We start from the raw sequence: 17,005 nt of genomic DNA, 5'->3' as shown, positions 1-17,005 counted from the left end.
ATGAGGCCGATGAAGGAGGACTCATGACGCCCTTGCTCTCCCACGCCCGTGCCAGGGCGGAGGGTCCGCTGCGGCTCGGTTCGGGGGAGGCCACCCCGGCGGGCATGGTACGGCTGGCCGACCTCGCCGTCCCCGTGTGGCCCGACGGGGTGACGCCTTCGCTGCTGGAGGAGCACCAGGTCGCCCCGCCCAACGTCGAGCGGTCGGGCGAGACGAGGCGGGTGCTGGCGGCCTGCCTGAAGTGCTGCTGGGTGGACCTGTCCGCCGATCCTTGGCCCGGGGCGACCGCGCCGGTGGAGTTGGTGCTCGACACCTACCGCGCGTTGATCGGCCGCACCGACGACCTGATGCGCAACTGGGCGGTGGGGGCGTTGCGGCGGCTGCACGACTCGTCGTGGGTGGTGATGGCCGACGGATTCGTCCGGCTCGGGCCGCGGTGCGCGACGTGGCCCGTGGAGTCGTACGGGCAGCTGAAGGAGCTGGTCAGGCGGCTTCCCGAGGCGGACAGGACCACGCTGACGGTCGTCGGCGACGCCGACCTGGTGGCCGCGGCCGTCGCTTCGGGAGCCGCCGACGTGCCCGCAACCGAGACCGTCGCACCGCAGGACCAGGCCGCCAGACCGCTTGGCGCGGGCGAGGCCGAACCGCTCGACGCGGGACAGGGGGAGTCGCTTGGCGTGAGCCCGGGCGGGTCGCTTGACGCGAGCGAGGCCAGGTCGGTCGGCGCGGGACAGGGCGAGTCGCTTGGCGGGCAGGAGATAGGGGCGCTCGGCGTGAGCGAGACCGGGTTGCTCGGGGGGAGGGTCGAAACGGCGCGGGCCGAGTTCGACGACCTGCTCGACGCCTTCGACGAGCGGCGCAGGGCCGAGCTGGTGGCGGCGTTCATGGCGGTCGAGTTCGCCGCCGAGCCCGTCCAGGAGGCGCGCTTCACGGCGCTGAGAGACCCGGCGCTTCGCCGTACCCTCGCCGAGATGCTCGCCAGGCGCGGACGCACGCTGATCCAGCAACGGGAGCGGTGGATCTCGGGTTACGACGACGCCGTGGCCGCGAAAGTGGGCACGGCGCTGGGCGAGAGCGAGCGCGCGGTGCTGACGCTCGTGCTGGTGCATTCGGTGGCGATACCGCGGGCGGAGGGCCTGCTGCCGGAGGACACGTGGCTGTCGCCGCACGCCACCCCCGTCGACGAGCTGCGCCGCCACACCCAGCTGCCCATCGGCGAGCTGGAGTCCGCGCTGCGCGTGTTGCGGCATGCCGGGCTGCTCTCGCAGGTCAAGGCGGGTGAAGAGGCCGGGGGTTACGTGCCTGGCCCGCAGTTCCACCGGCTCACGCGGGCGGCGCGGCGGCGTCTGCAGGAAGAGCTGATTCTCGCCGCGGGGCCGCACACGCCTCTCGCGGCGGCCGTACGAGCACAGCGGAAGACGGGGGACGAGTAAGTGGCACTGGCGGAGAACGTCGTCGGGGATCGGGTGCTGATCGCCGTTCAGGCGGTCAACATCTCACGGCTGTCCACGCATCCGGTGCCGACCGTCCCCGGCACGTTGATCGTCGTGGCGGGCGCGGGGCCGAAAGACTCCAACGGTGCGGGGAAGTCGTCGTTCATCGCGTCGATCACGGCGCTGCTCGGCGACGAGCAGTGGCGGTTCGCGTCGGGGGCGAAGGCGGTGTCCGAGCTGCTGTTCAACGCCGAGCTGGCCAGCGGCGCGGGCGGGCGGCAGTGGGCCAGCGCCGACCACGGCTACATCGTCGGCGTCTTCGGGCCTTCCGCCCACACAACCCCCACGATCCAGGGGAACGCCCTCGACGTTCTCACCAGCGCCGTGTCGGGGGCGGGCGACCACCTTGCCGACGGGGCCTCAGCACCGAGCGCCCCCGACGACGGCGGATCTGAGCCGACCGCGCAGGGCGACGGCCGGGACAGCGGCCGCTCTGGGCTGGTCGCGCAGGGCGGCGGCACGCTCGAAGGAGCGAGTCCGGAGGACAGCGGGGAGGGGTTGTTTCCCGAGCCCGACACCGCCAACGGCCCCATCACCGTCTGGTTGCGGGTCAACCAGGAGGCGCCGCACCTGGAGATCCGCTGGCGTGACGGCGTTCACCTGGCCGCCGCGAGCTCCGAGGCCGAGCGGGTGGCCAGGGCCGACGAGGTGTGGTCGACGCTGCCCAGGTCGGCGGGCCGCCGCGACGTGGTCGCCAGAGACCTCACCAAGGTCCTGTACGGCGACCGCGTGCGCTGCGTGTCGTTCCTGTCGACGTCGGTTCGCAGCAAGGTGGCCACCAACCTGCTGTCGCAGCCGCTGAACGAGATCTCCCCCGAGCGCGTCTTCGAGGCGATCGCCGCGCTGACCGGGCTCGACGCCGAGCTGGAGCAGGAGCGGGAGGCACGCCGCGACGAGCACGCCAGACGGGTCAAGGCCGCGCAGGCGGGCCAACGGCTGGCGGAGTTCGAGGCGGAGTCGAGCGCGCTGCTGACCACGTTCGACCGGCGCGACCAGGCCAGGGTGCGGCTCGCGGAGGCGTTGCGGTGCTGGCGGGGACGGCAGGCGCGCAGGCTGGCCGACGCCGCCGACCGTGACGAGGCGTTCGCCGCCCAGCTCGACACGCTGGAGTCGGCTCAGGAGTCGGCGGCCGAGGCGATCGCGACGGTCAAGGCCGAGATCGCCACGCTGAAGGACGACACGCTCGACCGCATGGTGGTCGAGGCGCGTAAGGAGTTGGCGGTGCTGCAGGCCAGGGCCGCCAAGCTCGACGCCGACCGGGCGGTGGCGGAGAACTCCGCCGACGAGCTGCGGGGCGCCATCCCCTCGTTGGAGGAGCGGCGGCGACTGGCCGACGGGCGCGACGTTCCGACGGCCGAACGGGAGTTGACCGAGGCGCGTGGGCGGCTGAACGAGGCGCTGAAGGCGCTCGGGGTGGCCGACCGCGAGGTGGCCTCGGCGCAGGCGGCGCTCGACGACGCCGAGGGCGGCCCGGCCGCCGCGCAGCTCACCGCGCTCGCGGCGGCGGGGGTGGACGCGACCGGCCTGCTCGACGCTCTCGACGTGGCCGAGCAGGCGAGCGACCACGCGCAGTTGCGGGGCTGGCCGACCGAGCACGCGGTGATCGTCGACGCCGACCGGCTCGCCGCCGCCGCCGACGCGCTGAAGGATCTGCCTGGCTCGGTGCTCGTCAGCTCGGCGGGCGTGAGCGTGGTCGGCGCGTTCGACGGCGTGGCCACCGGCAGGGAGGCCCGCATCAAGGCCGCCGAGCAGCGGCTCAACCGGGCCAGAGACGTGCAGGAGGAGGCGGCGCAGGCCGTCAAGGCGGGTGAGGAACGGGTCGCGGAGGCGCAGCGGCGGCTCGACGGCGCCAAGGCGGGCGTGCGGCTGCTGGAGATCGAGCAGCGCCTTGCCGAGCGCAGGGCCAAGCTGGCCGAGCTGACCGAGACGCTCCAGGAGCTCACGCCCGCCGTGGCGGTCGCCGAGCAGCAGGCGGGCGCGCTCGACTTCCGAGCCCGCACCCGCGACATGGAGATCGAACGGCTCGAAGGCCGCAGGAGCAGGCACGAGTCCGAACGCGGCCAGGCGCGCGACGCGGCGGCCAAGGTCACGGCCGAGCGTGAGGCGCTGCGGCTCGGCGAGCTGGGCAGGGAGTGGGGCGGCACGCTCGACGACGCCCGCGCCTGGATCGCGGCGCTGCAGGAGGAGGAACGGCCGCGCACCGCCGAGGAGTGGTGGCGGGTCGCCGAACGCCACCTCGACCAGGCCTTCCGCGACACCTTCCCCGGTGACGACGAGGAGGAGGTACCCGAGGAGCTGCGCTTCCTGATGGGCGAGCGCACGGGGCGGGCGAGCAGGGAGCAGGCGACGTTCGCGGCCGTGTGCGGGTCGCTGGCCTCCTACCTGCGCGGGCAGGAGGAGTACGAGAAGCACCAGCGTCGCCAGATCGAGTCGCAGATCGTGACCAGGCAGCGCGACCTGGCGGCGGCCGAGAAGGGCGCCGAGGAGGCGGCGCAGTCGACGGCCGTGCACAGGGCGGCGCTGACGGCGGCGATCAGGGCACGGCTGGCCAGAGTGGCCGAGGAGTTCGAGAAGCTCGACACCTCCTACGGCGGTTACGGCGCGACGCTGGAGTTCCCCGTGCCGCCTGCGCCCGCCGATCCCGAGCAGCGCTGGCAGTGGCGGGTCACGCCGAAGTGGCGGCGCGGCGAGGGGCAGGGCTTCGTGCCGTACAACCGGCGGGCGAACACGGCGCTGATGGACGAGAAGGCGGTCAAACTGGTGTGCGCGGCCGCCATCGCGTCCTCGGGCGGCGGGCACCTGTGCCTGGTGCTCGACGAGCTGGGCCGCAACCTGGGCAAGGAGCACCGTCGGGAGGCGGTGGCGCTGTTCCGCAGGATCGGCGAGACGTACGGGATCACGGTGATCGGCGCGCTCCAGGACGACATGGAGCCTTACGCGATCGACGCGTGCGGGCAGTACATCAAGCTGCGGCGCAGCTCCGACGCGATGGCCTACAACGAGCCGCCGGTGATCGTGGGCCACGACGAGCACGCGGAACGGGTCCGCGCCCTGGCCTCGTACGTGGGCCGCCCCCACACCCTGGACCCCGCACCCTGACGCACCCGCCGCAGTCCGGACCACAGGACCCCCAACCACAAGGCGGTACCACGCCGCACGAGAGGGCTCGGCCGGGGTCGATCAAAGGGCGGGGGCGCGGGTATGACGCCATGCGATGACATACTCCGCTTCGGATGCCGAAGGGCACCGTGCCATGGCGCTGGCGTTGCGGGTCGGTGAGCTGTTGCTCGGCAGCGGCGAGGCGACCGAGAACGTCGCGGGCGCCATGCGCAGGATCCTGGAGTCGTACGGCATGCGCCAGGTCGAGGCGGACGTCAACCTGTCGGCGATCACGTTGTCGCACGTCCCGTCCGACGGCAGGCCGCCCGCGACGGCCGAACGGAGGGTGCGCAGGCGCCAGCCCGACTACGACCGCCTGATCGCGGTGCACAACCTCGTCGGCGAGGTGAACGCGCAGAGCCTGTCGCTCGGCGAGACCGAGGAGCGGCTGAGGGAGATCACCAGGCGGGTGCGCGTCTACCCCGACTGGGCGGTGGTGACGTCGTCGGCGCTGATCGCGGCGTCGGCGGCGGTGCTGATCGGCGGCGGCCCGACCGTGGCGGGCGCGGCGTTCGTCGCGACGGTGCTGGGCGACAGGGCGGCCGCGTGGCTCGGGCGGCGCGGTGTGGCGGAGTTCTTCCAGACGGCGGTGGCCGCGATGTTCGGCTCGGTGGTGGCGGTGCTGCTCATCTGGCAGCGCGTTCCCGTGGAGGCGTCCGCGGTGGTGGTCGGCGCGGTGGTCGCGCTGCTGCCCGGACGGCCGTTGGTGGCGTGCGTGCAGGACGGCATCGCGGGCGAGTACGTCACGGCGACCGCGCGGCTGTCCGAGGTGGTGTTCATCGTGGCGGCGGTCGTCGCGGGCATCAGCACGACGCTGACGGTGGCGGTCAGGCTCGGGGTGCCGATCACCGTGGAGAGCGTTCCGTCGGCTCCGTTGTCGTTGGCGCCGCCCCAGCTGGTGGGCGCGCTGGCGCTGAGCCTGACGTTCGCGGTGGCGCTGCTGGTTCCGCCCCGCCATCTGCTTCCGGGAGCGCTGGGAGGCGGGCTGATCTGGCTCACGTTCGTGTCGCTGACGGCCAACGGGGTGCCCGCGCTCGGCGCGACGACGATCGCGGCGGCGGTGGTCGGCCTGCTGGGCACGGCCTATGGGCGCAGGGTGCGCGTGCCGTCGGCGGTGTTCGTGATCCCGTCGATCGGCCCGCTCCTGCCGGGGTCCGCACTGTACAGGGGAATGCTGGAGCTGAGCCTCGACAACGTGTCGGCCGGTGCGCTGCACCTGGTCGAGGCGCTGTCGATCGCGGTCGGCATCGGCGCCGGAGTCATCTTGGGCGCGGAGATCCTGCGCGCCTTCCGCGGGCGCGGCCTGGCCCGCAGGACCCGCCCGGCCTCCCGCCGTACCCGCGGCTACTGATGGTCACCGTCCCACCCCGCGCGACACCCTGACCGGCGGCGCGAGCCGGGCCGCATGGTGACCGGCGGTGGCCCAACGGCTGCCCAACGGGCGTCCAACAGCTGATCTCTAGCGTGGCGCTTACATCCGTTCGGCCGTCACCGGCCGCCTTCGCGTCAGGAGATCCCATGAAGTTCAGGCACCTTGCAGCGGCCTCGTTCGCCATCGCCACCGTGTTGGCCACTGTCTCGGCGACACCGGCCAGCGCGGGAAGCACGACCTGCTGGCTCAACGGCGATTCCTCCTGCACGACCGGAACCGTCTCAGTCCCCAAGGGTTACGTCGTCGCCAAGCTGGGGGGCAACGTCAGGGGCACCGTATGGGACACCATCAACAACGTGTCCGTCGGCTCCTTCTCGTGCAACAACTACACCAAGCCCTGCGTGAAGACCATCAGCGGTCTGACGCACACGTACAAGCTCATCGTGAAGGCCCCTTGGGACAACATCTGGAACGAGGGCTGGGGATCGATCGCCGACGGATAAGGGCTTGAGCACGGCGTAGCAGTTCGACCCAGCAGGCTCCGGCGCCCGATCTTCGGGGAGGGTCAGCGAGATGACGCGCGCAGGCGCAGGAGGGTGCCCTTGCCATACTCCTCCATGGCGTGGGCAAGCCAGCCCGCGGTCCTGGCCACCGCGAAGATCGCCTCACCGGCGCCGGGGATCATGCCGCTGACCGCGGTGAGGCAGGCGAGGGCGAAGTCGATGTTGGGCTCGGGCAGCCGCCTTCGGCGTACCTCGGCAGTGAGGGCCCGGGCCGCCTCCAGCCTTTCGTGTCCGGGGACCGCGGCTTCGACCAGGTCCATCAGCAGTGCGCCCCTGGCGTCGCCATTCTTGTAGACGCTGTGGCCGTAGCCGGGGATGCGCTCGCCCCGCCGGATGCGGTCGGCGATGACGCGGGCGGCGCGGCCGGGGCCGCCCACCTCAGCCAGGAGGCGTTCGGCGTCGTAGGAGGCGCCGCCGTGCAGCGGCCCGCCGAGCACGCCGAGGCCGGTCAGGACGACGGCGTAGGGGTCGGCCTTGGCGGACGCGGCGACTCTGGCGGCGAGGGTGGAGGCGGCCAGTTCGTGGTCGGCGAGCAGGACGAGCGCGGACTGCAGCGCCGCGAGCAGCGCCGGGGTCGGCGGCGCGGGACACAACCGCTCCCACAACCGGCGCGCCACCCCCAACTCACCATGAGTCCGGTCGAGAGGGGGGAGGGAGTCGACCAGGCCCGCAATCAGCCGGCGGCCCGTGGCGGCGACCGATGCGGCGTCGAGCTGGTAGCGCAGCGAGTCGGTGGCGCCCAGCACGGTGGTGCTGACCTGGAGCCGGTCGATCGGCAGCAGTCCGTCCGGCAGCGCCCGCTGGGCGGCGATCGCGGCCCGCACGCCTTCGGGATCATGGGCCCACTCCACGGCCCGAGCCGGTTCCCCCGTCCAGAGCCACTCGGCGACGCTCTCGAAGGTCGCCGTGCGCGCCAGCTCCAGCGCGTCGATCCCGCGATAGTACGGCCGGTCGACGCCCAGCGTCGTGACCCGCGACTCGATGACCAACTCGGGCTGTGGGTTGCGCGGCCGCCCCCGCCTGGCGAGCTGCTCGACCTCGGCCAGGGAGAACAGGCTGCGCCGCCCGTCGTCGGCCCGCCTTCGGCGCAGCACCCCACGGCTGACGTATGCGTAGAGGGTGGCGGGCTTCACGCCGAGCCGTTCGGCGGCCGCCCCCGCGTCGATCCACTCATTCATATTGATGAAAATCAATATTGATCCACCTCGACAAGCGGTGTCAACGTGGCCGCATGCCTCGTATTCACTTCCTCGATGTCACCAACAGGGACGGCGTGCAGACCGCGCGGACCGGCCTGTCCAAGTTCGGCAAGACCATGGTCAACTTCTATCTGGCCAAGCTGGGCGTGGCGCAGTCGGAGATCGGATTCCCCTTCCTGTTCCATGAGGTCCCGTACGTCAAGGCCCAGGTCGCGCTGGCCGAGGCGGGCGCATTCGGCCGGCTGCGGCTGTCGGGCTGGTGCCGGGGTGTGGCGGGTGACGTGGAGAAGGCGCTCCCGCTGGGCCTCAGGCACTACAACCTGTCCATCTCCACCTCCGACTACATGATCCAGAACAAGTTCAAGGGGCGGCTCGACCGGGCCGCGATCATCAGGGAGATGAGCGCGGCCGTGGCCGTGGCGAAGGCGGGAGGAGCCGAGACGATCGGCGTCAACGCCGAGGACGGCTCGCGTACCGACGCCGGGTTCCTGCTGGAGTTCGCGCTGGCGGCCAAGGAGGCGGGCGCCGACAGGGTGCGCTACTGCGACACGATCGGCGGCGACACCCCCGGCAGGATCCGCGAGCGCTTCGCCGCGCTGGCCGCGGCCACCGGCATGCCGATCGAGACCCACTGCCACAACGACCTGGGCATGGCCGTGGCCAACTCGGTGTCCGGCGCGCTCGGCGATCTGGAGGCCGGTCAGGACGCGTGGATCAACACCTGCGTCAACGGCATCGGCGAGCGCTCGGGCAACGCCGACCTGCTCTCGACGATCCTGGCCTTCCGGCACGGCTTCGGGCTGGAGGCGGAGATCGGCGACGCGCTCGACCTGTCGTGGGCGCGCAGGTTCACGCTGTGGGCGGGGTACGCCTTCGGGCAGGCGATGCCGTACAACCAGGTGGGGGTGGGTGCGAACGCCTTCGCGCACGAGTCGGGCATCCACGCCGACGGAGCGCTGAAAGACCACGGCAACTACGAGCTGTACGACGAGAGCACGCTCGGCCCCTTCCCCGACGACTGGCACGCGCGCCGCGGGCGGGTGGTGCTGACCGGCGAGTACGGCGGGAAGGCCGGGTTCCGGCACGTCATGGACGGGCTGGGGATCGAGGTGAAGGAGGAGGAGCTGACGTTCGAGCTGGTGCAACTCTGCAACGCGATGACGGGCAGGCCGCTGACCGACGACGAGCTTCGCCTGATCGCGGCCCACCCGAGAGAGCTGTGCCTACTGTTCCCCGGACATCTCTAGCGCGCCCGTCTCCGGCAGGGCGAGCAGGCACAGCAGGCTGAGCACGGCCATCGCGGAGACGTAGCCGCCGACGTAGAAGACGGGCAGCCCGCTGGCCTGTATCTGGGTGGCGATCAGCGGCGGGACCGCGCCGCCGAGGACGCCGCCCAGGCTGTAGGCGACCGACGCGCCGCTGTAGCGGTACTCGGTGCGGAACAGCTCGGGCAGATAGGCGCCCATCGGGCCGAAGATCAGGCCCATCAGGCCGAGCGCCCCCGCCAGCGCGACGCCGATCAGCGGCACCGAGGCGGTCTGCATCAGGGGGAACATCACCAGGCCCCACCCGATCGCGACGCTGGCGCCCACGATGAGGGTACGGCGGCGGCCGAACCGGTCGGAGACCATCGAGGAGACGGCCGTGCCGAGAGCCATGAACACCACGCCGATCATGGTGAGCGACAGCATCGTGGTCCGCGGGATGCCCAGCGTCGCCGTGCCGTACGACAGGCAGTAGGTGGTGGCCGTGTAGAAGAGGGTGTAGGTGATGACCATCGCGCCCGCGCCGAGCAGCACCCTGCGCCACTGGTGGCGCATGAGGCCCGCGATCGGCACCTTGGCGATCTTCCGCTCGTCCATGGCGGCCTGGAAGACCGGCGTCTCGGAGATCTTCAACCGGACGTACATGCCGATCACCACGAGCAGCAGGCTGGCGATGAACGGCAGCCGCCAGCCCCACTCCACGAACTGCTCGTCGCTCAGCACCCCGCCGAGGATGAGGAACAGACCGTTGGCGGCGATGAACCCGACCGATGGCCCGAGCTGCGGGAACATCGCGTACAGGCCGCGCTTGCCGGGCGGCGCGTGCTCGGTGGCCAGCAGCGCCGCGCCACCCCACTCGCCGCCTAGGCCGATGCCCTGGGTGAAGCGCAGCAGCACCAGCAGCACAGGAGCGGCCACGCCCATGGCCGTGTAGCCGGGCAGCAGGCCGATCGCGACCGTGGACAGGCCCATGAGCAGCAGCGACACGACCAGCATGGACTTACGGCCGATGCGGTCGCCCCAGTGCCCGAAGATCGCCGAGCCGAGCGGCCTGGAAATGAAAGCCACCGCGAAGGTCGAGAAGGCGGCCAAGGTACCCGCCACCTGGTCCATCTCGGGGAAGAAGGCGGCGTTGAGCACCAGGGCGGCGGCGGTGCCGTAGATGTAGAAGTCGTAGAACTCGATCGCCGTGCCGATGAGGCTCGCCGCGGCGATGCGGGTCCTGGTGGGGGCGGGAGCGGTGGGGGCTTGGGACATGCTGCGTCTCACTATGCGGGATTGCGTCTTACGAGGTGGTCCGCCGACCGTATCAGCTCGTCAGACGCGCCTTCGACCCGGCGTCAGCCGTGGCTGAGATCGATGACGCAGAACCTGTTGCCCTCGGGGTCGGCCAGCACCACGAAGTCCGGATTGTCGGGATACAGCTCCCACTCGACCAGCTCGGCGCCCAGCGCCACCAGCCGCTCGACCTCCTGCCGGTGCTCCTGCGTGGTCTCGGCGAACAGGTCCAGATGGATGCGCGGCACCTGCTGCACCGGCGAGGAGCTGAGGCCCAGCGCCACCGGGACGCCGAGGCCGTTCACCGGGTCGAGGATCGTCCACTTCTCCGTGGCCGCGCCTGCCCTGGGGATGTAGTGCAACGCCTGCGTCCAGAACCGTACGGCCCTCGGCATCTCCGTGACGCCCAGCACCACCTGTCCAATGCTCACCATCTGCCCATCCTGTCAGGCGTCCGCCTCCGGCACCCGCTGACCGGGGGCCGCGCCTCGCGATCGCTGGGCGGGCTCGGGTCAGGGAGCGGTGACCGTCAGCGTCGAGCCCGCCCGCGCCTTGGTGACCTTGAGCTGGGCGGGGATCCGCGTCCGCAGCTCACCCACATGGCTGACGATGCCCACCGCCCTCCCGCCATCGCGCAGCCCATCGAGGATGTCGAGCACCCCGTCGAGGGTGTCCTCGTCGAGCGTGCCGAACCCCTCGTCCACGAACAGCATCCCGATCTCCGCGCCGCCTGCCTCCGCGCTGACCACGTCGGCCAGGCCCAGCGCAAGCGCCAGCGAGGTGATGAAGCTCTCGCCACCCGACAGCGTCGCGGGGTCGCGGTCGACCCCCGTCCACGCGTCGAGCACGCGCAGACCGAGCCCGCCACCCGCCCTTCCCCGCGCGCCCGCCGTTTTGCGCAGGTCGTGCTTAAGTTGGTAGCGACCGCCCGACATGTGGTCGAGGCGTTCGTTGGCGGCGTCGACGACCTGCCTGAGCCGCTCGCCCAGCACGTACGACGACAGGCTCATGCTCCACTGGTTGTCGCCCGAGGTGCCGCTGGCCAGCGCCGCCAGCCGTTCGGCCAGTCGGTGTCTGTCGGCGGCGGGCTGCCAGCGACCCAGGCACGCCATCAGTTCCTCGTGCAGCTCGGCGAGCCTGCGCACCCGCCGCTCGGCCCGGTCGCGGGCGGAGGCGAGCGCGGTGTAGGCCCGCTCCGCCTCCTCCCTCGCGGACTCCACCGCCGCCAGATCGGGCGCGGGCTCCGCCGCGGCGGCGACCAGCTCCGGATCGGCCAGCGTGCGCGTCACCGCGGCGTGCGCGGCGTCCAGCTCGCGCAACCGCTCGGCCTTGTCCTCCCTTTCGTCCTGCGTGCGTACGGCGGGCAGCACGTCCTCCACGTCCACGAACCCCGCCGCCACAGCCGCCTGCTCCGCCGCCTCGACCGCCTTGCTGTGCTCGGCCGTGGCGGACTCGGCCGCCTGCGTCGCCTCGTGGGCCTCGCGCAGGAGCTGCGCCTCGTCTCGCAGCCGGTCGAGCCTGGCGGTGAGCGTGGCGTCGGCGCCCCTCGCGTCGTCGATGCGGGCGGCGAGGCGGGCGACTTCGGCTTGGAGCTCGTCAGCTCTGGTACGGCCCGCGGCCAGCCGGAGGCCGAGCTCATGGAAGGCGTGAGTGGTCCTCGCCTGCTCGTCGGCCAACTCCGTCGCCCGGGTCGCGAGCCGAGGGTGCGCGGCAGCGGCCTCCCGCAGCCTCGCCACCTCCCGTTCGGCGGCGTCCAGCTCGGCGGCGGCCCACGCCACGGTGACCTCGACGGCTCGCTGCCGCGGATCGGCATCGTGGAAGGCAGCCCGTGGGTCCGCACTACCCGACTCCGGACCGTCGAGTGCAGACCCATCATCCCCCGCGCTACCGGACCGACCCGACCCCTGACGGCCAAGCGACACATCTCGCGCAGAATCCTCGTCCCCGCGGACACCGGACCGACCCAGCGCCGAACGATCGAGCGACGCAGCTCGCCCTTCGCCACCGGACCTACCAGCCCCCGAACAAGGCGGCACATCGCCCCGCACTCCATCGGGTCCCGTCAGCCCCGGCTCGTCATCCGCCGGGTCGAAGCCAGGGGTGGAGGCCGTCGAGGCGGAGGCCGTGGAGGCCGAGGTGCCGGAGGCCGTGGAGGCCGAGGTGCCGGAGGCCGTGGAGGCCGAGGTGCCGGAGGCCGGAGCCGAAGCGGTGGTAGTGAAGGCCGCGGCGGAAGGGGAAGGGGCCAGGAGGCGGGTGAGGGTGGCAAGGGCGTCTTCGAGCCGGGCGGTGATCTCGCCCACCCGTTCGGCGGCCCGGGCCAGCTCTCCCAGCAGGGCGATCTCGCCACCGAGCCGCCGTCTGCGCGCGCCGAGGCTGGCGTCGTCGCCACGTGCCCCTTCGAGGCGGGCGTGGACGCGGTCCCGCTCCCCCGCCAGCGCCGCGAGCGCCGCCCGCGACTCCGTCAGCCGCCGTTCCGTCTCGTGGAGCTGATCGCGGGACTGCTCCAGCTCGGCCTCCAGCGCCAGCGCGGCCCGCTCGCAGGCGGGCTCCTGCCCGGCCAGCTCTGTGAGCGCCGCCACCTCCGCCTCGGCGGTGGACAGCTCGGCCTGCGCCTCCTCGGGCTCGGGAGCGTCGGAGAGTTCGTCCAGCCGCGAGGTGAGCGAGGACAGCAGACCGTCGGCCGCCTGCCGTTCGGCCAGCGCGGCGTCGTAGGCGGCCTGTGCCGCCATCTCGTCGTCGGCGGCGTAGGCGTTCTCGGCGGGCGCGGCCGGTGCGGGGTGTTCGGCCGACCCGCACACCGCGCACGGCTGCCCCTCCGACAGCTCGGCCGCCAGCTCCGCCGCCATCCCCTCGATGCGGACCTGGCGCACCTCCTGCAAGCGGTCGCGCAGGTCCTGCGCCTGTTCGACGGCCACGCCGTGAGCGGCGCGCGCGGCCTCCACCTCGCCCTGCAGGTCGTGCCGTCGGCTCGCCGTGGCCAGCCAGGACGCCGCCGCGTCACGTGCGGCGATCGCCGACGGCAGCCGACCCGCGGCGGCGCGCGCCTCGGCCAGCCGTGCCGTCACGTCGTTGAGGGCGGCGGGCAGTTCGTCCATCGCCGCCCGGCCCGTGCCCTCGCGTTCGGCGAGCGTGTCGATCTCGGCGGTGAGTACGGCGAGCCGCTCGTCGAGCTCGGCCAGCCTGGACTCCTCGGCACGCAGCCCTTCGAGAGCGGCGAGCCGGTCGCCCGTGGCGCGTTCGGCCAGCCGGGCCATGTCCCTGACGGCCCGCCACGCGCCCTCCACCTCGCCGACGAGCGGATCGGCACCTACGTGCGCCACATCGCCGGACTCCCGCGGCCACGCCTCCTGATCGGCGAGAGCAGGATCGTCGAGTCGAGCTCCCGACTCGACGAACTGGCGAATGAGAGCGGGATCATGGAGACCCGTTCCCGACCGTATGAACGCGCGGATGAGAGCCGAGCCGTCGAGCCCGGCTCCTCCCTCCACGAACGCGTGGGCGAGCGCCGGGTCATCGAGCTCGCGTGCTGACTCCGCGAACGCGCGGACGAGGGCCGGATCGTGCAGGCGGGTGGTCAGGTCCTTCTGGGCTGTGGCGAGGTCGGCGACAAGACGGTCGCGGCGCTCGATCGCTTCGAGGCGCGCGGCGGCGGCAGACCTGGCGGCCTCGGCGGCCGGGATCACGGCCGCGTCGAGCCTGGCTCTGTCTGCGGCGTCGTCGGCCGCCTTGACCAGAGCGGGCAGCTCCGCCAGACGGGCGGCGGCCGCCTGCTCTCTGGCGGACAGCGTCACGATCTCCTGCTCGGCCGCGCCCAGGTCGCGCCGGAGCCGGTCGAGCCTGCTCTCGTCGGCCAGCAACTCGGAGACCCTGGTGATCTCGCTCAACCGCTCCCGCTCGAGCCCGGCGAGCACGTCGGGACCAACAACCCGCCCGCCGGGATCGCTGCCCAGCAGCCGACCCGAACCCACAGGTAGACCGGAGCCCATGCGGGGCTCTACGCGGGACTCCGTGTGGGAGTCCGACGAGAGGGAGGCGAGGAGGGGGGTGGCGCGGGCGATCGCGTCGGCGGCCAGCCCCCTCGCCTTGCCCGCCGCGGCGGCGCGCTGGCGGGCGGCGTTGATGAGGGGCAGGACGCGTTCGGCCCGTGCCGCCTCGTCGAGAACCATCAGCAGGTCCGAGCGTTCCTCCGCCCGGTCGTCGAGAGTACGGCGCAGCGCCACCGCCTCGGCGTGACGGCGCTGCCTGTCGGCCAGCGCGCTCGCCCGCTCCGACCTCTCGCGGTGCTCCCGCAGCGCGGCCTGCCCCGACGACCACGCCTCGGTGGCGCGTCCCACGACCGCTTCCGCCGCCGCTCGCAACAGGCCCGACCACGCCAGCGGGTCGCTCTCCGCCGTCGGAGCCTCCGTGTCGTCCGAGGCCGTCGGAGCCTCCGTGTCGTCCGAGGCCGTCGGAGCCTCCGCTTCGTCCGAGGCCGTCGGAGCCTCCGCGTCGTCGGACCCGCTGCGCGGAGCGGGAACGGCCCCCAGAGCCCCGGCGCCCGAGCCGCGACCGTCGGCCGCCGAGTCGCCGCGCGAGCCACCAACTCCGCCAACCTCCCGCACCGAGTCGCCACGCATGCCGGGAGCGTCACCTGCGGCGTCACCGGGTGTGCCACGGACATCACCTGCCAACTCAGCACGCGAGCTGGAGACGCCACCCGACGAGTCGCCACGCGGAGCAGGGAGAACAAGCGGCTCGCCGCCCGGCCAGGACGCGGCCGACAGGACGTCGCCCGCCGCCTCCTCCAACCGCTTCACCGCGTACTCGACCTCCTGCCGCCCCTCCTGCGACTCCCGCCACGTCTGCTTGCGCCGTTCGGCCAGCCACGCCTCGACCGAGGTGAACACCTTCACGGTGAACAGCCGCTCCAGCAGCCGCCGCCGCTCCTCTCCGTCCGCCCGCAGGAAGCGCGCGAAGTCACCCTGCGGCAGCATCGCGACCTGGCAGAACTGGTCGGCGTTCATCCCGAGCAGCCCGCCCACCAGGTCACCCGCCTCGTCGGCGCGCGTGGTCAACCCCTGCCACCCCACCCCGCGCAAATGCTCGGAGACGATCACCTTGGCCTTCTCCTCGGTGACCCCCGTGCCCCTGAGCTTGGGCCGTGTCCAGGCGGGCGAGCGCTGGACGCGCAGCAGCCGCCCCCGCAGCGTCACCTCCAGCGTGACCGAAGGCCCGACCGAGGGCGGCGCGTGGTCGCAGCGCAGGCTGCGGGCGCTGTTGCGCTGCCCGGGAACCACGCCGTAAAGAGCGAAGCACAGCGCGTCGAGCAGCGTGGTCTTGCCCGCGCCCGTGGGACCGTGGACGAGGAAGAGGCCCGCCTCCGCCAGGGCGTCGAAGTCGACCGTCTCGGTGCCGGGGAACGACCCGAACGCGGTGAGGGTCAGCCGGTGCGGGCGCATCTAGACCATGACCTCCTTGATCCTGGACGCCTCGACGGCCTCGCGCAGCAGCCGTTCCTCCATCGCGTCGGCGGGCTCGCCCCTGACCTCGCGGACGAAGTCGAGCGCGACCTCGACCTCCGGCCGCCCCGCCAGCCGTACGGACTGCCGGGCGGGGGCGGCGCCCTGCGGGTCGAAGGCGAGCGCGAGCGTGTGCGGGAAGCGGGCGCGCAGCCGGTCCATCGCCGACCTGGGGCGCACCGCGTCGGTCAGCGTGACCTGCAGCCAGTGATCCTCGCGTACGGCGAGCGCGGGGTCGGCGAGCAGGCCGTCGAGGGTGCCGCGCAGTCTGCCGACCGGGCGCGGCACGGGCGCGGGGACGAAGTCGGCCCCGGGCGAGCCGACCGTCACCAGCCACGACCCCTTCACGTGGTCGGCCTCGGAGAAGGAGTAGGCCAGCGGCGAGCCGGAGTAGCGGATGTGGTCGGCCATCCGCTGGCGGTCGTGGAGGTGGCCGAGCGCGACGTAGTCGACTCCGTCGAAGACCGTCTGCGGCACGTGGGAGAGGCCGCCGACGCTGATGTCGCGCTCGCTGTCGCTGGCCGTGCCGCCTGCCACGAAGGCGTGGGCGAGCACGACGGAGCGGCGGTGCCGTACGGCATCGGCCGTGATCAGCCCCATCGCATGGGACAGGGCCGCGGTGTGGCCGCGCTCGGCCAGCTCCCACGGGCCGCGCACCAGCTCGGGCTCCAGGTAGGGGATGCCGTAGAGGGCGACGTCGCCGATGACCACGGGCTCCCACGCGCGGGACGGGTCGGTGCGCAGGTGGACGCCCGCCGCGTCGATCAGGTCGGCGCCGAAGCCGAGGCGGCGGGCGGAGTCGTGGTTGCCGCTGATCATGACGACGCGGGCGCCGGCGGACACGAGCCTGCGCAGTGCCTCGTTGCACAGCGCGACCGCGTCGACGGGCGGCAGCGCCCGGTCGTAGACGTCTCCCGAGACGGCGACGACGTCCACCTTCTCCGCGCGCACGGTCTCGACCAGGTGGTCGACGAAGGCCGCCTGCCCCTCGATGAGGCTCTCGCGGTGGAAGGACCTGCCGAGGTGCCAGTCGGAGGTGTGCAGGAGGCGCATGTCGCAGGAAGCTAACAGTTCTCACCGACAAAAACAGGCTCACGGACAAAACGCAGGCTCAACGACAACCGCAGGCTCAACGACACCGAGCATCGGCGGGGTCGCCGGGAGTAGGCTGAAAGATC

At 72.6% G+C, this 17,005-nt stretch carries 10 protein-coding genes; 5 read left to right on the top strand and 5 right to left on the bottom strand.

What is annotated here, in order from left to right; all coding sequences use genetic code 11:
- The first annotated feature begins 23 nt into the window (after nucleotides 1-23).
- The 4 genes from ACFXJ8_RS11470 to ACFXJ8_RS11455 all read left to right on the top strand — a co-directional run bounded on the left by ACFXJ8_RS11470 (nucleotide 24) and on the right by ACFXJ8_RS11455 (nucleotide 6,527).
- Nucleotides 24-1,433 (top strand): hypothetical protein, encoded by a 1,410-nt coding sequence (locus tag ACFXJ8_RS11470; protein ID WP_379643760.1) that lies wholly within the window; start codon nucleotides 24-26, stop codon nucleotides 1,431-1,433.
- Nucleotides 1,434-4,592 (top strand): chromosome partitioning protein ParA, encoded by a 3,159-nt coding sequence (locus tag ACFXJ8_RS11465; protein ID WP_379643759.1) that lies wholly within the window; start codon nucleotides 1,434-1,436, stop codon nucleotides 4,590-4,592. It begins immediately after the preceding gene.
- A 115-nt stretch (nucleotides 4,593-4,707) separates the two neighbouring features.
- The gene (locus tag ACFXJ8_RS11460) at nucleotides 4,708-6,003 is read left to right on the top strand and encodes a threonine/serine exporter ThrE family protein (RefSeq protein WP_379643758.1); all 1,296 of its coding nucleotides are present in this window, start codon (nucleotides 4,708-4,710) and stop codon (nucleotides 6,001-6,003) included.
- A gap of 167 nt (nucleotides 6,004-6,170) precedes the next feature.
- The gene (locus tag ACFXJ8_RS11455) at nucleotides 6,171-6,527 is read left to right on the top strand and encodes a hypothetical protein (RefSeq protein ID WP_379643757.1); all 357 of its coding nucleotides are present in this window, start codon (nucleotides 6,171-6,173) and stop codon (nucleotides 6,525-6,527) included.
- 62 nt (nucleotides 6,528-6,589) lie between these two features.
- Here the strand turns inward: ACFXJ8_RS11455 and ACFXJ8_RS11450 are convergent, their stop codons facing one another.
- Nucleotides 6,590-7,765 (bottom strand): citrate/2-methylcitrate synthase, encoded by a 1,176-nt coding sequence (locus tag ACFXJ8_RS11450; RefSeq protein ID WP_379643756.1) that lies wholly within the window; start codon nucleotides 7,763-7,765, stop codon nucleotides 6,590-6,592.
- A 53-nt stretch (nucleotides 7,766-7,818) separates the two neighbouring features.
- On the opposite strand from ACFXJ8_RS11450, the gene ACFXJ8_RS11445 reads away from it, so the two are divergent.
- Nucleotides 7,819-9,033 (top strand): LeuA family protein, encoded by a 1,215-nt coding sequence (locus tag ACFXJ8_RS11445; RefSeq protein ID WP_379643755.1) that lies wholly within the window; start codon nucleotides 7,819-7,821, stop codon nucleotides 9,031-9,033.
- On the opposite strand, the gene ACFXJ8_RS11440 is transcribed toward ACFXJ8_RS11445, so the two are convergent.
- From ACFXJ8_RS11440 to ACFXJ8_RS11425, 4 genes are all read right to left on the bottom strand, one after another.
- Nucleotides 9,010-10,308, bottom strand: a complete 1,299-nt coding sequence (locus ACFXJ8_RS11440) for an MFS transporter (RefSeq protein ID WP_379643754.1) — start codon at nucleotides 10,306-10,308, stop codon at nucleotides 9,010-9,012. The genes ACFXJ8_RS11445 and ACFXJ8_RS11440 overlap by 24 nt on opposite strands.
- Nucleotides 10,309-10,391: 83 nt before the next feature.
- Entirely contained in the window at nucleotides 10,392-10,763 is a 372-nt protein-coding gene (locus ACFXJ8_RS11435) for a VOC family protein (RefSeq protein ID WP_379643753.1), read from the bottom strand.
- 78 nt (nucleotides 10,764-10,841) lie between these two features.
- On the bottom strand, nucleotides 10,842-15,767 hold the full coding sequence (locus ACFXJ8_RS11430; RefSeq protein ID WP_379643752.1) for an AAA family ATPase: 4,926 nt from the start codon (nucleotides 15,765-15,767) through the stop codon (nucleotides 10,842-10,844).
- Nucleotides 15,768-16,880 carry an exonuclease SbcCD subunit D gene (locus ACFXJ8_RS11425; RefSeq protein ID WP_379643751.1) on the bottom strand — a complete coding sequence of 371 codons (1,113 nt, stop codon included), beginning with the start codon at nucleotides 16,878-16,880 and terminating at the stop codon, nucleotides 15,768-15,770.
- Nucleotides 16,881-17,005: the final 125 nt, after the last annotated feature.

Origin of the sequence: Nonomuraea sp. NPDC059194 (genome assembly GCF_042754765.1) — a bacterium.
Taxonomy (GTDB): domain Bacteria; phylum Actinomycetota; class Actinomycetes; order Streptosporangiales; family Streptosporangiaceae; genus Nonomuraea.
Note: the sequence above shows the minus strand (reverse complement) of the source record. Positions and strands in the feature narration are given on the sequence as shown.